Origin of the sequence: Paracidovorax valerianellae (assembly GCF_900102625.1) — a bacterium.
Classification (GTDB): domain Bacteria; phylum Pseudomonadota; class Gammaproteobacteria; order Burkholderiales; family Burkholderiaceae_C; genus Paracidovorax; species Paracidovorax valerianellae.
In genome coordinates this window covers 99,997-122,895 of sequence record NZ_FMZC01000005.1, presented here as the reverse complement: position 1 = coordinate 122,895, position 22,899 = coordinate 99,997, and the positions used below count along the sequence as shown (strand labels likewise).

Here is a 22,899-nt window from a genome sequence, read left to right as displayed (position 1 = left end):
ATAAACTCCTGTGTTCCGGCATTTTGGGCGTTGCCCTCAGCCTTGGGAGCTTTGGCGAACGCTTTAGCAGATTTGTTTTACGTCGCCCTGCAAGTTGCTCATTTAACTCAGCGACCGCGCCATTTTAATGCCAACCCTTTTTCGCTTCCTTTCGGGGCTTCCTCTCTGGCTCGCGCACGCCCTCGGCGCGGCGGCGGGCTGGCTGGTGTTTTTCGCCTCGCCCACCTACCGGCGGCGCTTTCGCGAGAACTCTTCGCGCGCCGGTTATTCGTTCAGCCAGGTGCGTGCGGCCGTGGGCCACGCGGGCCGCATGGCGGCCGAGCTGCCGCGCCTTTGGCTGCGCGAGCAGATGCCGTGCCGCATCGAAAACGCCGACGCGGTCGAGCGGGCCTGGGCGGCCGGCAAGGGCCTCGTCTTTCTCACGCCGCACATCGGCTGCTTCGAGCTGTCGGTGCAGGCCGCGGCGCAGCGCTGGAGCGAGGCGCACGGCCCCATCACCATCCTGTACCGCCCCGCGCGCCAGCCCTGGCTGGCCGAGGTGATGTCCACCGCGCGCAACCGCCCCGGCATCCGCGCGGTGCCCACGGCGCTGACGGGCGTGCGCCAGATGATCAAGGCGCTGCGCCGTGGTGAGGCCGTGGGCCTGCTGCCCGACCAGGTGCCGCCCCAGGGGCAGGGCGTCTGGTCGCCGTTTTTCGGCCGCGACGCTTACACCATGACCCTGGCCGCGCGGCTGGCGCAGCAGACCGGCGCGGCCGTGGTGCTGGCGCGCTGCGAGCGCCTGGGCGGGGGGCGCGGCTATGTCTTGCATTTCGAGGAGTTGTCCGTGCCCCTGTCCGAAGACCTCGACGAGGCCGTGCTGCAGATCAACCAGGCCATGGAGCACACCATCCGCCAGAGCCCCGGCCAGTACCTGTGGGGCTACGCCCGCTACAAGCAGCCGCGCGCAGAGCCCCATGCCGCCGCCGGGGGCGCGGCATGAGCGGGCGCCTGAACGTCTGGCTCATGGGCGTGCTGGCGCGGTTGCCGCTGCCGGTGCTGCGCGCGCTGGGATGGTTGATCGGCCAGGTGCTCTACCTGCTGGCCGCGCCGCGCCGCAAGGTGGCGCTGCGCAACCTGGAGCTGTGCTTTCCCGATGCGTCGCCTGCCCAGCGGCGCGCCTGGGCGCGCGAGACCTTCGTGCGCTTTTGCCAGACCTGGCTGGACCGAAGCTGGCTGTGGATGGCGCCGCGCGCCGTCGTTGAAAAGCGCCTCACCATCCACGGCGCGCTGCACGAACTGGAGGGCGATGCGCCGACGATCATCTTCGCGCCGCACTTCCTGGGCATGGACGCGGCGGGCACGGCGCTCACCCTGCAGACCGACCGGGCCTTCACCTCGATCTTCACGCCGCACCCGGACCCGGCCGTGGACGCCTGGCTGTTCGCCGGCCGCCAGCGCTTCGGCAACGTGCGCATGCTCAACCGGGGCGACGGCGTCAAGCCGATCCTGAGCGGGCTGCGCAAGGGCGGGCTGCTGTACCTGCTGCCGGACATGGACTTCGGCCCGAGCGAATCGGTCTTCGTGCCGTTCTACGGCGTGCGGGCGGCGACCATCCCCTCGCTGTCGCGCTTCGCGCGGCTGGGCCGTGCCAAGGTCGTGCCGCTGGTGGGGCGGCTCACGCCGACCGGCTACAGCGCCGAGATGATGCCGGCGTGGGAGAACTTTCCCACCGACGACGCCGAAGCCGACACCGCGCGCATGAACCGCGAACTGCAGCAGTGGATCGACACCATGCCGGGCCAGTATTACTGGGTGCACAAGCGGTTCAAGTCGCGCCCGGACGGCGAGCCTTCGGTGTACAAGAAATAACGCGAAAACCGTCCTCTGCCGCCGTATTCATTGGCAGTATTGCTATTGATTTTGTAGCGATTGGCCAGAGGGCGATCGCAGGCTCTCGGCGATGGCCTGGATCACCGCCTCGGGCTGCTCGTGCACGATCCAGTGCGAAGCGCCGGGCACTTCGGTGCGCACCAGCGTGGGCACCCATTGCTCCAGCCCCTGCAGCAGTCCCGGCAGCAGGGCCGGGTCGCCCAGCCCCCAGACCACGCGCGTGGGCACTTTCACGGTCAACATGGCATCGGCCAGCGAGAGCGCGCCGGCGGCGGCATCGCCTTCGCGCGGCGGGCGCAAGGGGCTGGCGCGGTAGTAGTTGCACGGGCCGGTGAGGCCGCCGCTCCAGGTGGCGCGGTACTGGTCGCGCACCTCGGGCGTGAGCCAGTCGGGCGCGGTGCCGTCGGGCCGGTCGAAGAACCCGAACAGGCGCCGGAAATCGTCCGCCGCCAGCAGGGCTTCGGCGTCCGGGCGGCAGAGAAAGTGCATGTACTGGCTCGCCGCCTGCTGGGCCGGGTTGCTTTGTAGCTCCCGCAGGAAGGTGCCGGGGTGCGGCGAATTGACGATCACCAGCCGCTTCATCAGGTCAGGCCTCTGGTTGGCCAGGTTCCACGCCACCGCACCGCCCCAGTCGTGGGCCACCAGTGCGGCGAGCGGTCCGCCGTCGCCGCATTCCGCCGCGATCAGTGCGGTGATGTCCTGCACCAGGTGCTTGGCTCGGTACGCCTCGGCCTCGGGCGGGTGGCTCGACGGCGCGAAGCCGCGCAGCCAGGGCGCCACGCAGCGGTAGCCGCCATGGGCCGGGTCGGCGAAGTGGTCCAGCAGTGCATCCCAGATGAAGGCGCCTTCAGGAAACCCGTGCAGGAACAGCAGCACCGGACGGCCGCGCTCGCCGCGGGTGCGGCATTGCAGCGTGATGCCATGGGGCAGGGGGTGCGCGATGGTGTCGATCATGGTGCTCTGCTTTTGATAGCTGCCAGCGCATGACCTGTCTGCGCTGGAGCCTATTCTTGCTCTGAATCCTCGTCGGCGTCCGGGGTGTCGTCGGCCGCCGCCTCGGGCGAGGGGCCGGCCACCGGGTGGGACCACTGCCACAGCAGTTGCGCCACTTCGTCCACCCCTTGCTTCTTGAGGGCCGAGAACATCTTGACGTCGCCGCCGCCGGCCTGCAGTCGCGTGATGGACAGCACCTTGGCCTGCTCGGCGTGGGTGAGCTTGTCGGCCTTGGTCAGCAGCACCAGGAACTTGAGGCCCGACTCGACGCGCGGGCGCACGGCCTCCAGCAGCGCTTCGTCCAGCTCGGTCAGGCCCAGGCGCGGGTCGCACAGCAGCACGATGCCGGTCAGGCTCTGGCGCGTGACCAGGTAGCTCAGCATCACCTGCTGCCAGCGGATCTTGTCCGAGCGCGACACGGCGGCGTAGCCGTAGCCCGGCAGGTCGGCCAGCACGGCATCGGTCACGCCCTGCTTGCCCAATGAGAAAAGGTTGATGTGCTGCGTGCGCCCGGGCTTCTTGGAGGCGTAGGCCAGCTGCTTTTGCTGCGTGAGCGTGTTGATGCAGGTGGACTTGCCGGCATTGGAGCGGCCGACGAAGGCGATTTCGGGTACATCGATGGGGGGCAGATGGTGCAACTGCGCGGCCGTCGTCAGGAATCGCGTGGTGTGCAGCCACCCCATGGCGACTTTGGCGTCGGGTGCGGGCGGGAGGGAGCCAGCAACTGGCGCATGTGATGTAGTCGTCATAACGGGGGTTACCAAGGATAGAGGGCCGGGGGGTCGCATTGTAGAATCGCGCGGTTTTGCGCCCATAACACAAGAACCCTCGATATGAAGAAATTGCTTGCTCCCATGCTGATGGCTGCCGTGCTGGCAGTTCCTGCTTTCCCAGCTTTTTCTCAGGGGGCCGCCCCTGCCGCCGGGGCGCAAAAACCCGCCAAGCCGGACCTTGCCAAGGGCGAAGCCACCTACACCGCCGTGTGCGTGGCCTGCCATGCGGCCGATGGCAACTCCGCCATCGCCGCCAATCCGAAGCTGGCCCAGCAGCACCCCGAATACCTCGTCAAGCAGCTGCAGGAGTTCAAATCCGGCAAGCGCAACAACCCGATCATGAAGGGCTTCGCCTCGGCCCTGTCGGATGACGACATGCGCAACATCGCCTGGTGGGTCACCTCCAAGCAGGCCAAGCCCGGCTTCGCCAGGGACAAGGAACTGGTCGCCCTGGGCGAGCGCATCTACCGCGGCGGCATCGCCGACCGCAACATCGCCGCCTGCGCCGGCTGCCACAGCCCCAACGGCGCCGGCATTCCGGTGCAGTACCCGCGCCTGTCGGGCCAGCACGCCGACTACACCGCCGCCCAGCTCACCGCCTTCCGCGACGGCGTGCGCAGCAACAGCCTGCAGATGACGCAGGTGGCCGCCAAGCTCAACGACCGCGAGATCAAGGCCGTCGCCGATTACATCGCTGGCCTGCGTTGATCTGGGTCAATCCGCCGGGTGGGCGGCCCAGCCGCACCCCGGAACCTACCGCCGATAATCACACCCAAGACGGGCGGGCGCATCTGAACGGATGGCCCGCCCTTTTGTCTTTCGCCCATGTCTGAAACCACCCACGGCATCCGCCTCCATACCCGCTCGCAGGCCGTGCGCGCGGGCGTGGAGCTGCTGTCGTCCATGCGCTTTGCGATCTCGCTGCTGACGGTGATCTGCATCGCTTCGGTGATCGGCACGGTGCTCAAGCAGCACGAGCCTTCCTCCAATTACGTGAACCAGTTCGGGCCGTTCTGGGCCGAGCTGTTCATGGCGCTCAAGCTCAACGCCGTGTACAGCGCCTGGTGGTTCCTGCTGATCCTCGCGTTCCTGGTGGCGAGCACCTCGCTGTGCATCGCGCGCAACGGCCCGCGCTACCTGGGCGACCTGCGCAACTACAAGGAAAACATCCGCGAGCAAAGCCTGCAGGCTTTCGGGCTGCGCGCGCAGGGCCCGCTGCCCGGCGAAACCCCCGAGACGGCCGCGCGCCGCATCGGCGAGATGCTGGCCGGTGGCGGCTGGAAGGTGCGGCTGCAGCAGCGCACGACGCCCGCCGGGCCCGGCACCGGCTGGATGGTGGCGGCCAAGGCCGGCGCGGCCAACAAGATCGGCTACATCGCTGCGCACAGCGCCATCGTGCTGGTGTGCGTGGGCGGCCTGCTGGACGGCGACCTGGTCGTGCGCGCCCAGATGTGGCTGGGCGGCAAGACGCCGTACAACGGCGGGGGCCTGATCTCCGAGGTGAAGCCCGAGCACCGACTGTCCGAGCGCAACCCCACCTTCCGCGGCAACCTGCTGGTGGCCGAGGGCACGCAATCGAGCACGGCCATCCTGAACCAGTCCGACGGCGTGCTGCTGCAAGACCTGCCGTTCGCCATCGAGCTCAAGAAGTTCATCGTCGAGCACTACTCCACCGGCATGCCCAAGCTCTTCGCGAGCGAGATCATCATCCACGACAAGGCCACGGGCGAGGCCGTTCCCGCGCGGGTCGAGGTGAACCACCCGGCCAGCTACCGCGGCATCGAGATCTACCAATCGAGCTTCGACGATGGCGGCTCGCGCTTGCAGTTGCGCGCCGTGCCGCTGGCGCCCGGCATCCAGCCGTTCGATGTCGAAGGCACCGTGGGCGGCTCGACGCCATTGGCCGCCAACGCGGCCGGCCAGCCGTACACGCTGGAGTTCACCGCGCTGCGCACCATCAACGTCGAGAATTTCACCGATACCGGTGCCGTCACCTCGGGGGCGGACGTGCGCAAGGTGGACCTGCGCCAGGCCATCGAGTCGCGCCTGGGCGCCGGCAACAAGACCGTGAGCCGCAAGGAGCTGCGCAACATCGGCCCGAGCGTGAGCTACAAGCTGCGCGACGCCGCTGGCCAGGCGCGCGAGTTCCACAACTACATGCTGCCGATGGACGCGGGCGACGGCCAGCCTGTGTTTCTGTTCGGCGTGCGCGAGACGCCCTCCGAGCCCTTCCGCTTCCTGCGCATTCCGGTGGATGACCAGGGCGGCATGCAAGGCTTTTTGCGCATGCGCCTGGCGTTGGCCGATCCTGCATTGCGTGAGCAGGCGGTGCGCCGCTATGTGGCGAAGGCGGTCGATCCATCGCGCCCCGAACTGGGCGAGCAACTGGCGCAATCGACCGTGCGCGCTCTGGCGCTGTTTGCTGGCAGCAGCGGTGGTGCAGCCGCTGGTGGCACTGGCGGCGCAGGTAACCCGGGCGCGCAGGCCCGGGGCGGGCTGCAGGCGATCTCGGATTTCATGGAAGAGAACGTGCCGCCGGCCGAGCGCGAGCGCGCGGGCGAGGTGCTGATCCGCATCCTGAACGGCGCCTTGTTCGAGCTCGCCCAGCTGACCCGCGAGCGCGTGGGCCTCAAGCCGCTGGAGCAAAGCGATGCGACCCAGGCCTTCATGACGCAGGCGGTGCTGTCGCTCAGCGACGCGCAGGCATACCCGGTGCCGGTCGCGTTCGAACTCAAGGATTTCACGCAGGTGCAGGCCAGCGTGTTCCAGGTGGCGCGCGCGCCGGGCAAGAACATCGTCTACCTCGGCTGCGCACTGCTGATCATCGGCGTCTTCTCGATGCTCTACGTGCGCGAGCGGCGCCTGTGGGTGTGGCTCGTGCCGCAAAGCGGTGGCGCCCAGGCCACGATGGCGCTGTCGAGCAACCGCAAGACCATGGACGGCGACCGCGAATTCGCCCGGCTCACCGACAAACTCATCGGGGCGCGCCCCCATGGAGACACCGCATGAACACCGCCGCCACGGACGCCGCCCGAAACAGTGCCGACCGCACCATCACGCTGAACGAGGGCTTTCTCGCGCGGCGCAACGTGTTCGACTGGGTCTTCGCCGCGCTCGTCGCAGCGGGCGGGCTCTACGCGCTGCAGCGCTACGGCGCGTTCATGGACGTGTACGAAAAAGGCATCTTGCTGGGCGCCATTCCCTGCACCGTGTGGCTGGGCTGGTTCTGGCGGCCGCTGCGCGTGTTGATGGTGGTGGTGGCTGCGTTCGCCTTGCTGGCCATCGGCCTTTACCAGCAGGACGGCGCGGGCAGCCTGGCGCGCGCCGACACGGTGTTCGGCCTCAAATACTTCCTGTCCAGCCAGTCGGCCATCCTCTGGATGAGCATGCTGTTCTTCATGAGCACCGCGTTCTACTGGATCGGCATGTTCTCGCGCGGCGAGGGCCGCACGTTGTCGCTGCTGGGTTCGCGCCTGGCGTGGGTGGGCATCGGCATGGCGCTGATCGGCACGCTGGTGCGCTGGTACGAAAGCTACCTGATCGGTGCCGACGTGGGCCACATCCCGGTCAGCAACCTGTACGAAGTGTTCGTGCTGTTTTGCTGGATGACCGCGGCCTTCTACCTGTACTACGAGGCCCAGTACGAGACGCGCGCCCTGGGCGGTTTCGTCATGCTGGTGGTGAGCGCGGCGGTGGGCTTTCTGCTCTGGTACACGGTGGTGCGCGAGGCGCACGAGATCCAGCCGCTGGTACCCGCCCTCAAAAGCTGGTGGATGAAGCTGCACGTGCCCGCCAACTTCATCGGCTACGGCACCTTCGCGCTGTCGGCCATGGTGGCGTTCGCCTACCTGATCAAGCAGCAGGCCGGCGAGACGCGCTGGTACAAGCTCGCGCCGCTGTGGCTGCTGGGCGTGGTGCTGTGTTTCGAGCCCATCGTGTTCCGCCAGGGCGCCACCGAGAACGGCGGCAGCTACTGGATGGTGTACTTCGGCGTCTCGGCGCTCATCGTGGCGGGCATTCTGCTGGGGCGCCGGCGCATCGCGGCCCGGCTGCCGTCGTTCGAGGTGCTGGACGACGTCATGTACAAGGCCATCGCCGTGGGCTTTGCCTTCTTCACCATCGCCACCGTGCTGGGCGCGCTGTGGGCGGCCGAGGCCTGGGGCGGCTACTGGAGCTGGGACCCGAAGGAGACCTGGGCGCTGATCGTGTGGCTCAACTACGCCGCCTGGCTGCACATGCGCCTGATGAAGGGCCTGCGCGGCACCCTCTCGGCTTGGTGGGCCCTGGTGGGCCTGGGCGTGACGACGTTCGCCTTCCTGGGCGTGAACATGTGGCTGTCCGGCCTGCACAGTTACGGCACGTTGTGATGAAAATGTGAATCTTTGCGGGGCCAGCGCGCGTATAACGGGCGTTGCCTCCCGACACACAAGGATTCCCCATGCTGATCAAACGGAACGACGACGGATTCGTCCACGGCACCGGTAGCGAAATCACCCCCCGCGCCATCTACGAAGGCCGGCGCGACCTCATCAAGCTCATGGCCGGCGGCGCTGCCGGCGCGGCGCTGGCCACCTGGGCCGCGCGCGATGCCGGCGCCCAGGCGGCGCGACCGGGCAAGCTGGCGGCCCTGCCCGGCGGAAAATCCCCCGTGGCCGGCGCCAACACGATGGAAAAGGTGACCGACTACAAGGATGCGAGCACCTACAACAATTACTACGAGTTCGGCGTCGACAAGGCCGACCCGGCCCGCAACGCCCACACCCTGAAGACCACGCCGTGGACGGTGGAGGTCGAAGGGCTGGTCAACAAGCCGGGCAAGTTCGGCATCGAAGACCTGATCAAGCTCAGCGCGCAGGAAGAACGCATCTACCGCCTGCGCTGCGTCGAAGGCTGGTCCATGGTGATCCCGTGGGTGGGCTACTCGCTGGCCGAACTGCTCAAGCGCGTGGAGCCGCAGGGCAGCGCCAAGTACGTGGAGTTCGTCACCCTGGCCGACAAGAAGACCATGCCGTTCGTGGGCTCCGCGGTGCTCGACTGGCCTTACACCGAAGGCCTGCGCATGGACGAAGCCATGCACCCGCTCACGCTGCTCACCTTCGGCATGTACGGCGAGGTGCTGCCCAACCAGAACGGCGCGCCCGTGCGGCTGGTCGTGCCATGGAAGTACGGCTTCAAGAGTGCCAAGAGCATCGTCAAGATCCGCCTGACCGACAAGGAGCCGGGCACCGCCTGGAACAAGGCCGCCAAGCAGGAATACGGCTTTTATTCCAACGTGAACCCCAACGTGGACCACCCGCGCTGGAGCCAGGCCACCGAGCGGCGCATCGGCGAAGACGGCCTGTTCGCCAAAAAGCGCAAGACGCTGATGTTCAACGGCTACGAGGCCCAGGTGGCATCGCTCTACGCCGGCATGGACCTGAAGAAGTTCTACTGATTCACCCGCCCGCCACCTGGTCCGTTCTAGCTCTCAACTGCCAAGCCAGCGCCTTCCTGCAAGGGCCGCCGCCATGAAAAAACTGCTGATGCATCCCGCCGCCAAGCCGGTGGTGTTCGCGCTGTGCCTGCTGCCGCTGGCCTGGCTGGTGTTTGGCGCCGCGACCGACCAACTCGGCCCCAACCCGGCCGAGACGCTGATCCGGTCCAGCGGCGACTGGACGCTGCGCGCCCTGTGCCTGGCGCTGGCGGTGACGCCGCTGCGCGTCATGACCGGCACGCCGGCGCTGGCGCGGTTCCGGCGCATGCTGGGGCTGTTCGTGTACTTCTACGCGGTGCTGCACCTCATGGCCTATGCGTGGCTGGACATGGGGTTCGACTGGCCCGAGATCGTGTACGACATCGGCAAGCGCCCGTTCATTCTGGTCGGCACGCTGGCCATCGTGCTGCTCACCCTGCTGGCGGCCACGTCGTTCAACCGCGCCATCCGCTGGCTGGGCGCCAAGCGCTGGCAGGCGCTGCACCGGATCGTCTATGCGGTCGCGGGACTGGCGCTGCTGCATTTCTTCTGGATGCGCGCAGGCAAGAACAATTTCGCCGAGGTGGCGGTGTATGCCGCGATCCTGGGCGCGCTGCTGGGCTGGCGCGTGTGGAAGCGCTTCGCCCGGCGCGTGCCGCCGGCCCGCACGGCATAAGTCACGATGCTATTAATTTAATAGCGATGTCCCCTAGTGGTTATTGCGCTGGAGGCCTTTTTGGCTAAGCACGCCCCTGCACGGCGTGCAGCGCGGGCCGCACCTGCCGCGTGGCCGGGTCGATGAACGCGGTGGGAAACTGGTAGGCGCGGTCGTCGAACAGGTCGATGCCGCACATCAGGTTCTCGATCCAGTCGAAGAAATCGCCGATGGCCTTCGGCCCCATGATCGGCGCGCCGTGCTGTGGCACCAGCATGGCGATGTCCATCTGCCGCACCATGCGCACCCACAGCCGCAGGATCTTGTTGGACACCATGTAGCGGCGGTGAAAGCCTTCCATTCGGGGAATGTGTGGCGCCAGCTCGGTGACCGGCTCGCGCGCCTCGGCGCCCGACGTCATCGACACGCCCAGGTCCCCCGTGAAGAGGATGCGGCTCACCGGGTCGTAGAAGTGGAAGTTGCCCTCGGAATGCATGAAGTGCGCCGGCAGCAGCACCAGTTCGTGCCGCCCCAGCGGCAGGTGGCCGCCGCCGTCCGGCACGCCGATCACCCGGTTTTCCGTCTTGCCCACCTTGGTGAAATGCGGCGCGAAACGCTCCCACACGCGCGAGATCACCAGCGTGGCTTTGGTGCTGGTCATCCAGCGGTCGAGAGAAGCGATGATGTCCGGATCGGCGTGCGAGGCGATCAGGTACGACAGCTTGTGCGGCGGGAAGTGCTTGGACATTCCCATGAACAGCTCGTTGAAGGCGAGGTTGCCGCCCGGGTCGATGATGGCGCCCGTGTCGCCGTCCACGATCAGGAATTGGTTGGCCTGAACGGCCTGCCCGTCCTCTTCGATGAGGTCGGAAAACATCAGGCAGGCGTGGTGCTTGTCTCGGTACAGTTCCAGCGGTTCCAGGGCCATGGCATGGGCATTCTTTGAAAAATGCCAATGTAGGCCGGTCCCCACGACAGGGGCTTGATGCGAATCAAGCCCCGGCCAGTCAGCCGCTCAGTCCACCAGTTTTTCGTGGCGGAAGGTGTCGGCGGCGGATTCCCGCGCGCGGATGAGGTGGGCATGGGTGCCATCCACCAGCACTTCGGCCGGCCGGGCGCGGGTGTTGTAGTTGCTGCCCATCGAACTGCAGTACGCGCCGGCCGACAGCACGGCCAGGTGGTCGCCGGGCTGCACGGTCAGCGTGCGGTCGCGGCCGATCCAGTCGCCGCTCTCGCAGACCGGGCCCACCACGTCATAGACCTCGGCCGCTGCGCCGGCCGCCGCAGCCTGCACGGGCACGATGGCGTGGAACGCCTGGTACATCGCGGGCCGGGGCAGGTCGTTCATGGCGGCATCGACGATGCAGAAGTTCTTTTGCTCGCCGGGCTTCACGTAGAGCACCTCGGTCACGCACACGCCGGCATTGCCGACGAGCGAGCGGCCGGGCTCGATCATGAACTGGCGATCACCGAAGCCCCGTGCATCGAGTCTGGCCAGCAGCTTGGCCCACAGCGCATCGGCGGCCGGGGGCGTGTCGCCGTTGTAGTCGATGCCCAGGCCGCCACCGAAGTCGATGTGGTGGATCGGAATGCCGGCCGCCTCGATGTCCTGGATCAGGTCGATCAGGCGGTCGGTGGCGTCGAGGTAGGGGGTCTCGTCGGTGATCTGCGAGCCGATGTGAAAGTCGATGCCCGCCACCTGCAGGCCCGGCAGCGAAGCCGCATGCTGGTAGGCCGCGACGATGCGCTCGTGCGCCACGCCGAACTTGTTGCCCTTGAGGCCGGTGGAAATGTAGGGGTGCGTCTTCGGGTCCACGTTGGGGTTGACGCGGATGCTGATCGGCGCCTTCTTGCCGCAGGCGACGGCCACCTCGCTCAGCACGTCCAACTCGGACTCGCTCTCCACGTTGAAGCAGCCGATGCCGACATCCAGGGCCTGCCGCATCTCGGCCCGCGTCTTGCCGACGCCCGAAAAAATGATCTTCCTGGGGTCGCCGCCGACCGCCAGCACGCGCTCGAGTTCGCCGCCGGAGACGATGTCGAAGCCGCAGCCCTGGCGCGCGAACAGTTGCAGCACCGCCAGCGAAGAGTTGGCCTTCATGGCATAGCAGATCTGCACCTTGCGGCCAGCGAAGCCGCGCTGGTAGGCCGCCAGGGCGTCCAGCATCGACGCCTTCGAATAGACATACAAGGGCGTGTCGTGCTCCCGCGCCAGATCGGCCAGAGGCTTTTGCTCGACGAACAGCGCGTTGTCGCGGTAGGCAATGTGGGGGTGGCCGGGCAGGGTAGGCAAGGTCATGGAGTCGGGGACGAAGCGGGGCGGGAAGGAGAAGGGGCAGGAGGTGCGGGAACGATGGGCGTCGGCACGGGCGTGTCGCGCATCGGGTCCAGCGTCTGCGGCAGGGTGGCCCGCTGGCTGGCGGCGGGATCGGTGGGAAGGTACAGGGGGCCGCGCTGGCCGCAGCCTGCGAAGGCCGCCGCACTTGCAGCAAGGGCAAGCGTCCTGACTAGAATTTGCGATGCTCTCAACATCCGCCGATTCTAATGACTGACCTCGAATTCCTGGACCACGCGGAAAAGCTCCTGCTCGCTGTCGAGCAAGGCTGCGATCGCATCAACGACACCTCCGACGCCGATCTGGACGCCCAGCGCTCCGGCGGCATGGTGACCATCGCCTTCCAGAACGGCAGCCAGATCGTCATCAACCTGCAAAAGCCGCTGCACGAAATCTGGCTGGCCGCGCAGTCCGGCGGCTACCACTACCGGTTCGACGGCCAGCGCTGGATGGACACCAAGGGTGCTGGAGAATTCTTCGAAGCCCTGAACCGGGCGGCGAGCCAGCAGTCGGGATTGCCGCTGTCCTTCAGCGCCGACGAATAGCTGCCAGCCACCTCTGTCGGCAAACTAAAGCCGTTACAAAAAAGCCCTTGCCGCGGTGACCGCGCAAGGGCTTTTTTTCGGGCGATCCGTCGATGGATCAGTTGCGGAACAGATCCAGGATGCGGTTGCGTTCCTCAGCCGGGGGCGGTGCCTGCGGCGGCGTTCCAGGCACTGCGGCCGTCGCGTCTTCCATGCCGACGCTGGCAACCCCTGCGTTGCGGGCGAATTCTTCGTAGAACCATTCGCCGCCCACGTTCACCACGCCGGGCGGCACGGTCGGCTCCGCCACCGGAACACCCTTGAGTGCGCGCTCCATGAAGCTGATCCAGATCGGAAGGCTCAGGCCCCCGCCAGTTTCGCGGCTGCCCAGGTTGCGCGGCGTGTCGTAGCCGATCCAGGTGACCGCGGCCACGGTGGGCTGAAAACCGGCGAACCAGGCATCGACTGCGTCGTTGGTCGTGCCGGTCTTGCCGTAGAGGTCGGGCCGCTTGAGCGTGGCCTGCGCGCGGGCTGCCGTGCCGGAGCGGGTGACCTCCTGCAGCAGGCTGTCCATCACGAAAGCGTTGCGCGCGTCGATGGCACGCGGGTTGTCGGATGTGGCCGGGGGCTGGAAGTCCGACAGGATGCGGCCCTTGTGGTCCGTCACGCGGCTGATCAGGTAGGGGTTCACGCGGTAGCCGCCGTTGGCGAACACCGAATACGCCGACACCATCTGCATGGGCGTGACCGATCCCGCGCCCAGGGCCATGGTGAGGTAGGGCGGGTGCTTTTCGGCATCGAAGCCGAACTTAGTGACCCATTCCTGGCCATTCTTGGGGCCCACGGCCTGCAGAATCCGGATGGACACCACGTTCTTCGAACGGGCGAGCGCCGTGCGCAGGGTCATCGGGCCGTCGTACTTGCCGTCATAGTTCTTCGGCTCCCAGGGCTGGCCGCCCGTGACGCCGGCGCTGAAGAAGAGCGGCGCGTCGTTCACCACCGTGGCCGGGGTGAAGCCTTTTTCAAGCGCTGCCGAATAGATGAAGGGCTTGAAGCTCGAACCCGGCTGGCGCCACGCCTGCGTCACGTGGTTGAACTTGTTCTTGTCGAAGTCGAAACCGCCCACCAGGGCCTTGATGCCGCCGGTGCGCGGATCGACCGCCACCAGGGCGCCTTCGACCTCGGGCAACTGCGTGATGTCCCAGGTCTTCTTGGGTGTCTGAATGATGCGGATGACGGCGCCACGGCGGATCTTGACGTTCGGCGGTGCCTTGTCGCTCAGACCGGAGAGGGCGGGCTTGAGGCCGTCGCCGGTGATCTCGATCGGCTCTCCGCTGGCACGTGCCGCGACGATCTTCTTGGGCGTGGCCTCCAGTACCACGGCCGACATCACGTCGCCGTTGTCGGGGTGCTGGGCCAGGGTGTCGTCGATCACGTCTTCGGCTTCCTGCGCGTTGGTGGGCAGGGCCACGAACTTTTCCGGGCCGCGGTAGTGCTGGCGGCGCTCGTAATCCATGATGCCCTTGCGTAGCGCGATGTAGGCGGCTTCCTGGTCGCCGGCATTGAGGGTCGTGTAGACGTTCAGGCCCCGCGTGTAGGCCTCGTTGCCGTACTGGGCGAAGATGAGTTGGCGGGCCATTTCGGCCACGTACTCGGCGTGGATGCGGGTGGTATCGGGGCCGGAACGAATCTTCAGGTCTTCCTGCTTGGCCACCGCTGCCTCTTGCGCCGTGATGAAACCGTTCTCCAGCATGCGGTCGATGATGTACAGCTGGCGGATGCGGGCGCGCTTGGGGTTGCTGATGGGGTTGTAGGCAGACGGTGCCTTGGGCAAGCCGGCCAGCATGGCGGCCTCGGCCACGGAAATACTTTGAAGCGGCTTTCCAAAATACGCTTCGGACGCTGCGGCAAAACCATAGGCTCGATTCCCGAGATAAATCTGATTCATGTAGATCTCGAGAATCTGGTTTTTGGAGAGCAGATGCTCCAATTTAAACGTTAGTAATATTTCGTAAATTTTTCGAGTGAATGTTTTTTCGGAAGACAAATAAACATTCCGGGCCACCTGCATCGTGATAGTGGAAGCCCCCTGGCTCTTCACGCGGCCGAGATTGGCCAGGGCCGCGCGCACCACGCCTTTGTAGTCAACGCCTCCATGCTGGAAGAACCGCGCATCCTCGATCGCCAGCACCGCATTGGTCATGACCTTGGGAATGTCCTGGATCGGCGTGAGGTTGCGGCGCTCTTCGCCGAACTCACCCAGCAGGGCGCCTTCGACCGAGTAGACGCGCATCGGCAGCTTGGGGCGGTAGTCCGCCAGATCCGAAATGTCCGGCAGGTTCGGATACGCCACTGCCAGCGCCACCGCAATCGTGAGCGCGACTCCAATCGCGCCTGCCGCTGCCAGCCCCAGCAACCAGACGGCGCTGCGAACGATCCAGCGCCACCATGCCGGCCTTTTGGGCGGGTTCTGGTTAGGGTTCTTGTCGGTAGGTGATGACGGCATAGCGTTCCAGGAGAGAGCAACCGGCCATTATAAAAATATGGATCTCGGCCGTCTGCCTTACCGCCTCAACGGGTGGCGCGCCTATACCACAGGCGCATGAAAATCGGTATCGGCGGGGGCGGCAAATGAGCGTCTGCTTTTGACAACGTCAGTTCCGTAACAGCGCCGTAAAACTCTTTGCTGGCCTACTACCTTACTGATAGCATTCATGTGAAGTGTTAAGTTTTGTTGCGTCAAATCGGCAAGTTACGGGGGCTAATCTTGATCTCTTTGGGGTCTTTGTTCAGTCGCCAGTCCGCGCCACTGCTGGGTATCGACATCAGTTCTTCGAGCGTCAAGCTGGTTGAGTTGGGGCGCGACAAGGCAGGAGGGCTGGTACTGGAGCGATGTGCGATCGAGCAGTTGGAGCGCGGTTGGATCACCGACGGCAACATCGAGAAATTCGATGAAGTCGCGGAGGCCCTGCGCAGGCTCGTCAAAAAGAGCGGAACGCGCACCAGGAACGTGGCGCTCGCGCTGCCGCCATCTGCCGTCATCACCAAGCGCATCACCTTGCCGGGCGGCATGTCCGAGCAAGAGCTCGAAGTGCAGGTCGAATCCGAAGCCAACCAATACATTCCGTTCTCCCTCGACGAAGTGAGCCTGGACTTCTGCGTGGTCGGCCCCAGCAAGAATTCGCCAGGCGATGTGGACGTGCTGATCGCGGCCTCGCGTCGTGAAAAAGTGCAGGACCGTCAAGGTTTGGCCGAAGCGGCCGGCCTCAAGCCGGTCATCGTCGACATCGAATCGCATGCGTCCCGAATGGCCGCTGGCCGTCTCATCGAAGCACTGCCCAATCACGGCAATGACGCTCTGGTGGCGCTGTTCGAGGTCGGCGCTTTGACCACCAGCATGCAAGTCATCCGCAATGACGAAGTGCTGTATGACCGCGACCAGGCGTTTGGTGGCGCTCAACTCACGCAGTTGATCGTGCGACAGTACGGCTTTTCTCTGGAAGAGGCTGAAGGCAAGAAGCGCAGCGGAGATTTGCCGGAAGACTACCAGTCCGCCGTGCTGCGTCCGTTCGTGGAAAGCATGGCGCAGGAAATCGGCCGTGCGCTGCAGTTCTTCTTCACCAGCACGCCGCACAACCGCGTCGATCACATCATGCTGGCTGGCGGCTCGGCTCCGTTGCCCGGATTGACCGAAGCTGTCACCCAGCACTCTGGCTGTGCCTGCACCGCCATCAATCCGTTCGAAGGCATGGAAATCGGAAGTGCCGTGCGTTTGAAGAAGATGGTTCGCGAGGCGCCTTCCTACCTCACGTCATGTGGCTTGGCCATGCGGAGGTTCCTGCAGTGATTCTCATCAACCTGCTGCCTCATCGTGAGGCAGCCAGAAAACGCCGCAAGGAAGCATTTCAGGCAACGATGTTCGCATCGTTCCTGGTCGGCTTGGCCATTGCCGGCGGCATCTATTGGTGGTACCAGATGGTGATCACCGGCCAGCAGGACAAGAACCTGTTCTTGCAAAGCGAAATCAAGGTCCTTGAAGGCCAGATCAAGGAAATCGCCTCGATCGAAGAAGAAATTGCCGCCCTGCGCGCGCGCCAGAAGGCTGTGGAAGATCTTCAGTCCGATCGCAATCTGCCGGTTCACTTGCTGAGCGAGTTGGTTCAGCAGTTGCCAGATGGGGTTTACGTTACCAATCTCAAGCAAGTCGATCAGGTCATCACCATGCAGGGGATGGCGCAGTCGAATGAACGCGTGTCAGAGATGCTTCGCAATCTGGCAGACAACACGCCATGGTTTTCGAAGCCTGAGCTTGTGGAAATCGTGGCTGCGAACATCGCGCTCAATCCCCGGGAGCAGCGCCGTGTTGCTTCATTCAACCTCCGTTTCCGGTTGATGCGCACAAGTGAAGCCCAAAAAGCCATGGGCGCTGCGAGTGCTCCGGCCGCTGCGGCCAAAGCGGCTGGGAAGTGAACATGGCAACGAAAAAATCATCATCCATCGATTTTTCGGGCGTGCAATCCGGTCTGGAGCGGCAGTTTCGCAATCTCGATCCCAAAGATCCTTCTTTGTGGCCCGTGTTACCTCGGGCTCTGCTCTGTATTGCGATTGCCGTCGGTATTGCGACCCTCCTGTGGTTCTTCAAGCTCAATGAGTACGAGGCCGAATTGGAAGCCGAGCAAGCCAAGGAAGTGACCTTGCGCGCTGACTATGAAAAGAAACTGGTCAAGGCGGTGAGCCTCGATGCACTCAAGAAGCAACGAGAGCAGGTCCAGCAGTACGTGATCCAACTGGAAAAGCAATTGCCCAGCAAGGCTGAAATGGCCGCTCTTTTGTCTGATATCAATCAGGCGGGCCTGGGCCGGAGCTTGCAATTCGAATCGTTCAAGCCGGGTCAGATTGTCGTGCGCGATTACTACGCCGAGTTGCCAATCGCTATTCGCGTGACGGGCAAATATCACGACATCGGTGCATTTGCAGCAGATATTGCGAATTTGTCCCGAATCGTGACGTTGAATAATATTTCGATCACCCCTGCAAAAGATGCCGGCAGCCTCACCATGGAGGCGACGGCACGAACGTTCCGCTATTTGGACCCTGAAGAAATTCAGGCGCAGCGCCAAGCCGCCAGTGGAGCGAAGAAATGAGAACTTGGCAAATCGCATGCTTGGCTTTATGCGCTGTGTTGGCAGGCTGTGGCTCTTCCGGCGAAGATGAACTCCGGCAATGGATGACGGAGCTTCGCGCCAATACGAAGCCACGCATTACTCCGTTGACGGAACCTAAGCAATTCCAGCCGCAAAACTACAACGCTGAAGGAGCGACGGATCCCTTCAACTCCGTCAAGTTGACTCAGGCTCTCCGCAGGGATTCCACCCAACTGGCCGCCAATGCCACGTTGATTGCCCCGGAGATGGCGCGTCGGAAGGAACCCCTTGAGGCCTATCCTCTGGACACCATGGCCATGGTGGGCAGCCTCAATAAAACAGGTAATCCGACTGCATTGCTCAAGGTCGACAACCTGTTGTACCAGGTCCGTGTGGGGAATTATCTTGGTCAGAATTATGGAAGGATTACCCAGATCACTGAAACAGCCATTCAGTTGAGGGAAGTCGTTCAGGATGCAACGGGTGACTGGATAGAGCGTCAAACCACGCTTGATCTCCAAGAGGGGAAGAAATGATTCAGAAAAACAGTTTTGGTAAACGCTACCGGGCGTTGTTGTTGGCTGCTGTTGCGTCGCTTGGCAGTACCTGGGCTTGCGCTCAGACCGCCATCGAGGCCGTCCAAGGCGTCATGCAGGGCGGGACCGAATTGGTGCGCATCGATTTGTCGCAGCCACTTTCCTCTCTGCCGACCGGTTTTGCCATTCAGGCCCCGGCCAGGATTGCGCTCGATTTTCCTGCGACGACCAACGCCACTGGCAAGTCGCTGGTGGAGGTCAATCAGGGCAATCTGAAGTCCGTGAACATCGTGCAAGCGGGCGACCGGTCTCGCGTTGTTTTGAACCTCAAGCAACCGACGTCCTATCGCGCTGAAATCCAGGGCAAATCCTTGATGGTGTCGCTGGAGCCTGTGTCCAACACGGCGGCGGCACAACCGACCCCTGTGGCGGTTTTTGCCGAAGACCGCAACAACGATGTGCTGCCTTTGCGTGACCTTGACTTCCGCCGTGGTAGTGATGGCGCTGGTCGCGTTATCGTGGGCTTGGCCAACAATCAAGTCGGAGTAGACCTGCGCCAACAAGGCAAGGGTTTGGTGGTGGAGTTCCTGAAGTCGTCGCTGCCGGAAGGTTTGCGTCGCCGCCTGGATGTGACGGACTTCGGCACGCCGGTGCAGATCGTCACCACGTCGCAGCAAGGCGAGCGCGTTCGGATGACCATCGACCCCATCGGTGAATGGGAGCACAGCGCCTATCAGAGCGACAACCAGTTCGTCGTGGAAATTCGCCAGAAAAAGGTGGACCTGAGCAAGCTGACCCAGGGCCCCGGTTTCAGCGGCGAAAAACTGTCGCTGAATTTCCAGAACATCGAAGTGCGATCCTTGCTGCAAGTGATTGCGGATTTCACGAACTTCAACATCGTCACGTCCGATACGGTGACCGGCGCGCTGACGCTGCGTTTGAAGGATGTGCCGTGGGACCAGGCCTTGCAAATCATCATGGATGCCAAGGGCCTCGGCATGCGCAAGTCCGGCACGGTCCTCTGGATTGCCCCCAAGGATGAAATCGACGCGCGGACCAAAAAGGATTACGAGGCAGCGCTGGCAATCCAGAAGCTTGAGCCACTGCGCACCCAGGCGTTCCAGCTGAACTATGCCAAGGCTGCCGACATGGTGACCCAACTGGCAACGAGCACGAGCAGCGGCGGTAGTAGCGGTGTGTCCACACGCTTTCTGTCCGAGCGGGGCAGTGCCATCTCCGAGCCTCGCACCAACCAGCTGTTCGTGACGGACACGCCGAGCAAGCTGGAAGAAGTCAGGCAACTGCTTTCCACGCTGGATGTGGCAGTGCGGCAGGTGATGATCGAAGCGCGGATTGTAGAAGCGCGAGACACCTTCGGCCGCTCACTCGGTGTCAAGTTGGGTGCATCCGATCTGCGGGCTAGCCGCGGTGGTGATGGCGGTTATGGCATTGGCGGCAGCAACCGTGTTGCCTTTGGTACCAGCTATAGCAATGCGGTGTCGACCAGCGGCGCCAGCTCGACGGCCACCGATCCTGGTGGCACGTTCGTCAACTTGCCCGCTCAACTGTCCACGACGAGTGCCGTGGGTTCTTTCGCCCTGTCCATCTTCAATTCAGCAGCCAATCGGTTCCTGACGCTCGAGTTGTCGGCGATGGAGGCAGACGGCCAAGGCAAGATTGTGTCCAGCCCACGATTGATCACGGCAGATCAGACCAAGGCCTTGATCGAGCAGGGCACGGAGTATCCGTATTCCGTCACAGCCCCCAACGGAGCCACCACCATTGCCTTCAAGAAGGCAGTGCTCAAGCTGGAAGTGACGCCACAGATCACGCCAGAAGGCAACATCATTCTTGACCTGGATGTGAACAAGGACAGCCGTGGCGAGAGCACGACGCAGGGCGTGGCCATCGACACGAAACACATCAAGACGCAGGTGCTGATCGAGAACGGTGGCACTGTGGTGATCGGAGGTATCTTCGAGATGGAAGAGACCAATCAGGAAAATAAAATCCCGGTGCTTGGCGACGTGCCGGTCGTCGGCAACCTGTTCAAGAGCCGAACCAAAGAATCGACAAAGCGCGAAATGCTGGTGTTCATTACGCCCAAAGTCATTTCCGATCGCGGACCAGTTCGTTAACTATAGGTAAATAATGAAGTCATTCATCAAAATCATTGCCCTATCGCTGGCTGCCACCTTGGTTGCTTGTGGCGGTGGCGGGGGGAGCGCTGGGACAACGCCTGGAGGCACCACTCCGGTCAGCACAGCAGCTTCGGTCGAAATATTGACCTCAGCCACGGGTTTGGCATCGGCTGATAAGACTGGTCTGACGTTGACTGCCGTGGTGAAGGACGCTGCCAACAATGCGCTGGCTGCACAGACGGTGTCGTTCACGGCTTCTAGCGGCACATTGGCGAGCGTGGTGAGTACCACTGCTGCAGACGGCAAAGCGACCGCCGTATTGACCGCAGGTACAGACCGCTCCAACCGCGACATCGCAGTGACGGTGAAATCCGGGTCAATCACGAAATCCATCACCATTCCGGTGACGGGTACAACCTTGACCGCGTCGGGTTCTTCGTCCCTGCTGACCGGTGCGACGACTAACTTTGCGGTGAGTGTGAAGGACAGTGGAGGGGCTGCCATTGGGGGCAGCACGGTTTCCGTAACGTCCTCTCTGGGCAATGCCATCACGATGGCCAGCACTTCGACGGACGGCAATGGCGCGGTCTCGTTCGGTTACGCGGCAACGCGCAGCGGAACGGACACCGTGACCATCCAGAGTGCTGGTGCACAAACGCAGATTTCCATCAACATCACCAGCGTCGATTTCGCTTTCTCGGCACCTACCGCCAACACTGAAGTCGAGGTCAACACGGCGCGTACGGTATCCGTGCGTTATGCATCCGGTGGTGCAGGTGTAGCCGGCAAAGTCATTTCGTTCAGCACGACCCGTGGCACGGTTTCTCCAAGCCAAGCGACGACCGATGCCAACGGCATCGCTTCCACCCAGGCCTCGGCTGCATCCGTAGGTGTGGCGACGATCAGCGCGGTGGTGGACAACGGTGCCGTGACTACGCTGCCGCTGAACTTCATCGCCTCGACACCAGCGACGCTCGTGCTGCAGACTTCTTCCGCTGCACTGCCTCCCAACGTGGCAGGTAGCTCTGCGAACCAAGTTCAATTGCGTGCTACGGTGCGTGATGCTGCGGGGAATGCAGTCAAGGGCAAGACCGTTTTCTTCACGGCAGTGCAGGATCTGAGCGGTGGCAGCATCAAGACGGGTTCTGCCGTCACGGACGCCAACGGTTTGGCGACGGATGTATTCATTTCCGGCGCAACGTCTACCGCTGCCAACGGCGTGCAGATTCGTGCGACCGTCGCAAATACCAACGTGACCGCTACGTCTTCCCTCACTATCAGCAGCCAAGCACTGTTCATCACGATCGCAGCCAATAACACGATCGAAAAGCTGAATACGACATACCGTAAAACGTTCTCAGTGCAAGTGAACGATGCCAATGGCGCGCCGGTGGCAAATCAGAACTTGACGCTTTCGTACTGGCCTCCGTTCTACCTAAAGGGTTCTCCTCTGGTGTTTAGCGATGCCGCTTCTGCCTGGGGCTACGACACGACACCCAATGGCTTCCTGCTTTCTTGTGTGAATGAAGATGCCAACCGCAATGGTATTTTGGATGCCGGTGAAGATGCCAACGGCAACGGTCAACTGACTCCGGGCTTGCCAGGCGTCATTGCACCTGCTTCCGTCACGACCGATGCTGCTGGATCTGCCGAGTTCACTTTGACTTACGGACAGCAGTATGCCTACTGGGTGAATTTTGAATTGGCAGCCAAGGCCATTGTTTCCGGCACGGAGTCCAGTTCGTTCTTCGCGTTCGTGGCAACAGCCGCTGCATCGGACCTGACCGACAAGACGATTCCTCCAGCTTCGCGTGTGAGTCCATTTGGTACGGCAAGCACTTGCAGTACGCCCAACTGAGCCTCCATCTCATCGGCCTCCCGGGCTCCGGGAAATCCACCGTCGGGCGTCAACTCGCCCGGCGGTTGGGGATTCCCTTCATCGATTCAGACCACGTGATCGAGCAGCGCATTGGCTGCTCGATCCGTGGTTTTTTCGATCGTGAGGGCGAAGTTGCTTTTCGCGATATCGAAGAGCAGGTGATCCACGAGTTGACCTCTGGCAACGGAGCTGAGCAGGCACCCGCACAGGTGCTGGCGACCGGCGGAGGCGCCGTGCTGCGTGCGCCCAACCGGGATCGGCTGAAGGCGCACGGCAAGGTGGTGTATCTCGACGCATCGCCAGAGGACATCGTTCGCCATCTGCGGCACGACACGTCCCGGCCTTTGCTGCAGGGCGCAGACCCTCTCGGCCGCTTGAAAGAGCTGCACCGGCAGCGCGATGCGCTCTACCGGGAGACCGCGCATTACGTCGTGCCCACCGGGCGCGGCAAGACCGTCGCGGCCCTGGTGAACCACATCGCGATGCAGTTGGAGCTTGCTGCTGCCGGCTGACCGACTGACAGGCCGGCTGACTGGCTGACTGGCTGACAGTTGGGTGCTTTGCGTTGCGGCAGAGCCGACGGCGCAAGTCAGGT

General features: G+C 63.7%; 21 protein-coding genes. 15 read left to right on the top strand and 6 right to left on the bottom strand.

The genetic code is table 11. The features are described from left to right. The first annotated feature begins 127 nt into the window (after window positions 1-127). On the top strand, window positions 128-982 hold the full coding sequence (locus BLT03_RS10520; RefSeq protein WP_092743313.1) for a lysophospholipid acyltransferase family protein: 855 nt from the start codon (window positions 128-130) through the stop codon (window positions 980-982). After that, complete coding sequence (locus BLT03_RS10515) at window positions 979-1,851, top strand: lysophospholipid acyltransferase family protein (protein WP_092743311.1); 873 nt, start codon at window positions 979-981, stop codon at window positions 1,849-1,851. The genes BLT03_RS10520 and BLT03_RS10515 overlap by 4 nt, the downstream gene beginning before the upstream one ends. 42 nt (window positions 1,852-1,893) lie before the next feature. On the opposite strand, the gene BLT03_RS10510 is transcribed toward BLT03_RS10515, so the two are convergent. Together BLT03_RS10510 and yihA are read right to left on the bottom strand one after the other, a co-directional pair. After that, complete coding sequence (locus tag BLT03_RS10510) at window positions 1,894-2,826, bottom strand: alpha/beta fold hydrolase (RefSeq protein WP_092743309.1); 933 nt, start codon at window positions 2,824-2,826, stop codon at window positions 1,894-1,896. Window positions 2,827-2,876: 50 nt separating this feature from the next. Continuing rightward, window positions 2,877-3,614: a ribosome biogenesis GTP-binding protein YihA/YsxC gene (gene yihA, locus BLT03_RS10505; protein ID WP_092743307.1), complete on the bottom strand. Its 738-nt coding sequence runs from the start codon at window positions 3,612-3,614 to the stop codon at window positions 2,877-2,879. 84 nt (window positions 3,615-3,698) lie between these two features. Between yihA and BLT03_RS10500 the strand changes: the two genes are divergently transcribed. From BLT03_RS10500 to msrQ, 5 genes are all read left to right on the top strand, one after another. Next, entirely contained in the window at window positions 3,699-4,346 is a 648-nt protein-coding gene (locus tag BLT03_RS10500; protein ID WP_092743305.1) for a c-type cytochrome, read from the top strand. A 117-nt stretch (window positions 4,347-4,463) separates the two neighbouring features. Beyond that, on the top strand, window positions 4,464-6,647 hold the full coding sequence (locus BLT03_RS10495) for a cytochrome c biogenesis protein ResB (protein ID WP_092743303.1): 2,184 nt from the start codon (window positions 4,464-4,466) through the stop codon (window positions 6,645-6,647). Further along, on the top strand, window positions 6,644-8,005 hold the full coding sequence (gene ccsB / locus BLT03_RS10490; protein ID WP_092743301.1) for a c-type cytochrome biogenesis protein CcsB: 1,362 nt from the start codon (window positions 6,644-6,646) through the stop codon (window positions 8,003-8,005). Before BLT03_RS10495 ends, ccsB begins: the two co-directional genes overlap by 4 nt. 71 nt (window positions 8,006-8,076) lie before the next feature. Continuing rightward, window positions 8,077-9,072, top strand: coding sequence for a protein-methionine-sulfoxide reductase catalytic subunit MsrP (gene msrP, locus BLT03_RS10485; RefSeq protein WP_092743299.1), 996 nt, complete (start codon window positions 8,077-8,079; stop codon window positions 9,070-9,072). Window positions 9,073-9,145: 73 nt separating this feature from the next. Then, window positions 9,146-9,766 (top strand): protein-methionine-sulfoxide reductase heme-binding subunit MsrQ, encoded by a 621-nt coding sequence (gene msrQ, locus BLT03_RS10480; protein ID WP_092743297.1) that lies wholly within the window; start codon window positions 9,146-9,148, stop codon window positions 9,764-9,766. A gap of 64 nt (window positions 9,767-9,830) precedes the next feature. On the opposite strand, the gene BLT03_RS10475 is transcribed toward msrQ, so the two are convergent. The 3 genes from BLT03_RS10475 to lptM all read right to left on the bottom strand — a co-directional run bounded on the left by BLT03_RS10475 (window position 9,831) and on the right by lptM (window position 12,277). Further along, window positions 9,831-10,673 carry an oxygen-binding di-iron domain-containing protein gene (locus BLT03_RS10475; RefSeq protein ID WP_092743295.1) on the bottom strand — a complete coding sequence of 281 codons (843 nt, stop codon included), beginning with the start codon at window positions 10,671-10,673 and terminating at the stop codon, window positions 9,831-9,833. Between the two features lie 87 nt (window positions 10,674-10,760). Then, a complete protein-coding gene (gene lysA, locus BLT03_RS10470) occupies window positions 10,761-12,044 on the bottom strand; it encodes a diaminopimelate decarboxylase (protein WP_092743293.1) in 1,284 nt (427 codons plus the stop codon). Further along, complete coding sequence (gene lptM / locus BLT03_RS10465; RefSeq protein ID WP_092743291.1) at window positions 12,041-12,277, bottom strand: LPS translocon maturation chaperone LptM; 237 nt, start codon at window positions 12,275-12,277, stop codon at window positions 12,041-12,043. The genes lysA and lptM overlap by 4 nt, the downstream gene beginning before the upstream one ends. 12 nt (window positions 12,278-12,289) lie before the next feature. Between lptM and cyaY the strand changes: the two genes are divergently transcribed. Then, a complete protein-coding gene (gene cyaY / locus BLT03_RS10460; protein WP_092743289.1) occupies window positions 12,290-12,625 on the top strand; it encodes an iron donor protein CyaY in 336 nt (111 codons plus the stop codon). A gap of 97 nt (window positions 12,626-12,722) precedes the next feature. Here the strand turns inward: cyaY and BLT03_RS10455 are convergent, their stop codons facing one another. Then, window positions 12,723-15,110, bottom strand: a complete 2,388-nt coding sequence (locus BLT03_RS10455) for a penicillin-binding protein 1A (protein ID WP_175537724.1) — start codon at window positions 15,108-15,110, stop codon at window positions 12,723-12,725. 261 nt (window positions 15,111-15,371) lie between these two features. Here BLT03_RS10455 and BLT03_RS10450 point away from each other — a divergent pair, with 261 nt between their 5' ends. Genes BLT03_RS10450 through BLT03_RS10420 form a run of 7 tightly spaced genes read left to right on the top strand, consistent with a single transcriptional unit; the run spans window position 15,372 to window position 22,816 of the window. Then, window positions 15,372-16,451, top strand: coding sequence for a pilus assembly protein PilM (locus BLT03_RS10450; RefSeq protein WP_092743287.1), 1,080 nt, complete (start codon window positions 15,372-15,374; stop codon window positions 16,449-16,451). Beyond that, window positions 16,448-17,074, top strand: coding sequence for a PilN domain-containing protein (locus BLT03_RS10445; protein ID WP_092743579.1), 627 nt, complete (start codon window positions 16,448-16,450; stop codon window positions 17,072-17,074). Before BLT03_RS10450 ends, BLT03_RS10445 begins: the two co-directional genes overlap by 4 nt. Window positions 17,075-17,076: 2 nt before the next feature. Next, window positions 17,077-17,748, top strand: a complete 672-nt coding sequence (locus BLT03_RS10440; protein ID WP_092743285.1) for a type IV pilus inner membrane component PilO — start codon at window positions 17,077-17,079, stop codon at window positions 17,746-17,748. Further along, the gene (locus tag BLT03_RS10435) at window positions 17,745-18,284 is read left to right on the top strand and encodes a pilus assembly protein PilP (RefSeq protein WP_092743283.1); all 540 of its coding nucleotides are present in this window, start codon (window positions 17,745-17,747) and stop codon (window positions 18,282-18,284) included. Before BLT03_RS10440 ends, BLT03_RS10435 begins: the two co-directional genes overlap by 4 nt. Then, a complete protein-coding gene (locus BLT03_RS10430; protein WP_092743281.1) occupies window positions 18,281-20,422 on the top strand; it encodes a type IV pilus secretin PilQ in 2,142 nt (713 codons plus the stop codon). The genes BLT03_RS10435 and BLT03_RS10430 overlap by 4 nt, the downstream gene beginning before the upstream one ends. A gap of 13 nt (window positions 20,423-20,435) precedes the next feature. Then, window positions 20,436-22,283 (top strand): Ig-like domain-containing protein, encoded by a 1,848-nt coding sequence (locus BLT03_RS10425; RefSeq protein ID WP_092743279.1) that lies wholly within the window; start codon window positions 20,436-20,438, stop codon window positions 22,281-22,283. Then, the gene (locus BLT03_RS10420; protein WP_175537723.1) at window positions 22,265-22,816 is read left to right on the top strand and encodes a shikimate kinase; all 552 of its coding nucleotides are present in this window, start codon (window positions 22,265-22,267) and stop codon (window positions 22,814-22,816) included. The genes BLT03_RS10425 and BLT03_RS10420 overlap by 19 nt, the downstream gene beginning before the upstream one ends. Window positions 22,817-22,899: the final 83 nt, after the last annotated feature.

What these genes read in the sequence shown, in the direction of transcription:
- ccsB (WP_092743301.1), top strand. Translation starts at nt 6,644, where the DNA reads ATGAACACCGCCGCCACGGACGCCGCCCGAAACAGTGCCGACCGCACC.
- msrQ (WP_092743297.1), top strand. Translation starts at nt 9,146, where the DNA reads ATGAAAAAACTGCTGATGCATCCCGCCGCCAAGCCGGTGGTGTTCGCG.
- BLT03_RS10520 (WP_092743313.1), top strand. Translation starts at nt 128, where the DNA reads ATGCCAACCCTTTTTCGCTTCCTTTCGGGGCTTCCTCTCTGGCTCGCG.
- msrP (WP_092743299.1), top strand. Translation starts at nt 8,077, where the DNA reads ATGCTGATCAAACGGAACGACGACGGATTCGTCCACGGCACCGGTAGC.
- BLT03_RS10440 (WP_092743285.1), top strand. Translation starts at nt 17,077, where the DNA reads ATGGCAACGAAAAAATCATCATCCATCGATTTTTCGGGCGTGCAATCC.
- cyaY (WP_092743289.1), top strand. Translation starts at nt 12,290, where the DNA reads ATGACTGACCTCGAATTCCTGGACCACGCGGAAAAGCTCCTGCTCGCT.
- yihA (WP_092743307.1), bottom strand. Translation starts at nt 3,614, where the DNA reads ATGACGACTACATCACATGCGCCAGTTGCTGGCTCCCTCCCGCCCGCA.
- BLT03_RS10435 (WP_092743283.1), top strand. Translation starts at nt 17,745, where the DNA reads ATGAGAACTTGGCAAATCGCATGCTTGGCTTTATGCGCTGTGTTGGCA.
- BLT03_RS10515 (WP_092743311.1), top strand. Translation starts at nt 979, where the DNA reads ATGAGCGGGCGCCTGAACGTCTGGCTCATGGGCGTGCTGGCGCGGTTG.
- BLT03_RS10475 (WP_092743295.1), bottom strand. Translation starts at nt 10,673, where the DNA reads ATGGCCCTGGAACCGCTGGAACTGTACCGAGACAAGCACCACGCCTGC.
- lptM (WP_092743291.1), bottom strand. Translation starts at nt 12,277, where the DNA reads ATGTTGAGAGCATCGCAAATTCTAGTCAGGACGCTTGCCCTTGCTGCA.
- BLT03_RS10495 (WP_092743303.1), top strand. Translation starts at nt 4,464, where the DNA reads ATGTCTGAAACCACCCACGGCATCCGCCTCCATACCCGCTCGCAGGCC.
- lysA (WP_092743293.1), bottom strand. Translation starts at nt 12,044, where the DNA reads ATGACCTTGCCTACCCTGCCCGGCCACCCCCACATTGCCTACCGCGAC.
- BLT03_RS10510 (WP_092743309.1), bottom strand. Translation starts at nt 2,826, where the DNA reads ATGATCGACACCATCGCGCACCCCCTGCCCCATGGCATCACGCTGCAA.
- BLT03_RS10455 (WP_175537724.1), bottom strand. Translation starts at nt 15,110, where the DNA reads ATGCCGTCATCACCTACCGACAAGAACCCTAACCAGAACCCGCCCAAA.
- BLT03_RS10425 (WP_092743279.1), top strand. Translation starts at nt 20,436, where the DNA reads ATGAAGTCATTCATCAAAATCATTGCCCTATCGCTGGCTGCCACCTTG.
- BLT03_RS10500 (WP_092743305.1), top strand. Translation starts at nt 3,699, where the DNA reads ATGAAGAAATTGCTTGCTCCCATGCTGATGGCTGCCGTGCTGGCAGTT.
- BLT03_RS10430 (WP_092743281.1), top strand. Translation starts at nt 18,281, where the DNA reads ATGATTCAGAAAAACAGTTTTGGTAAACGCTACCGGGCGTTGTTGTTG.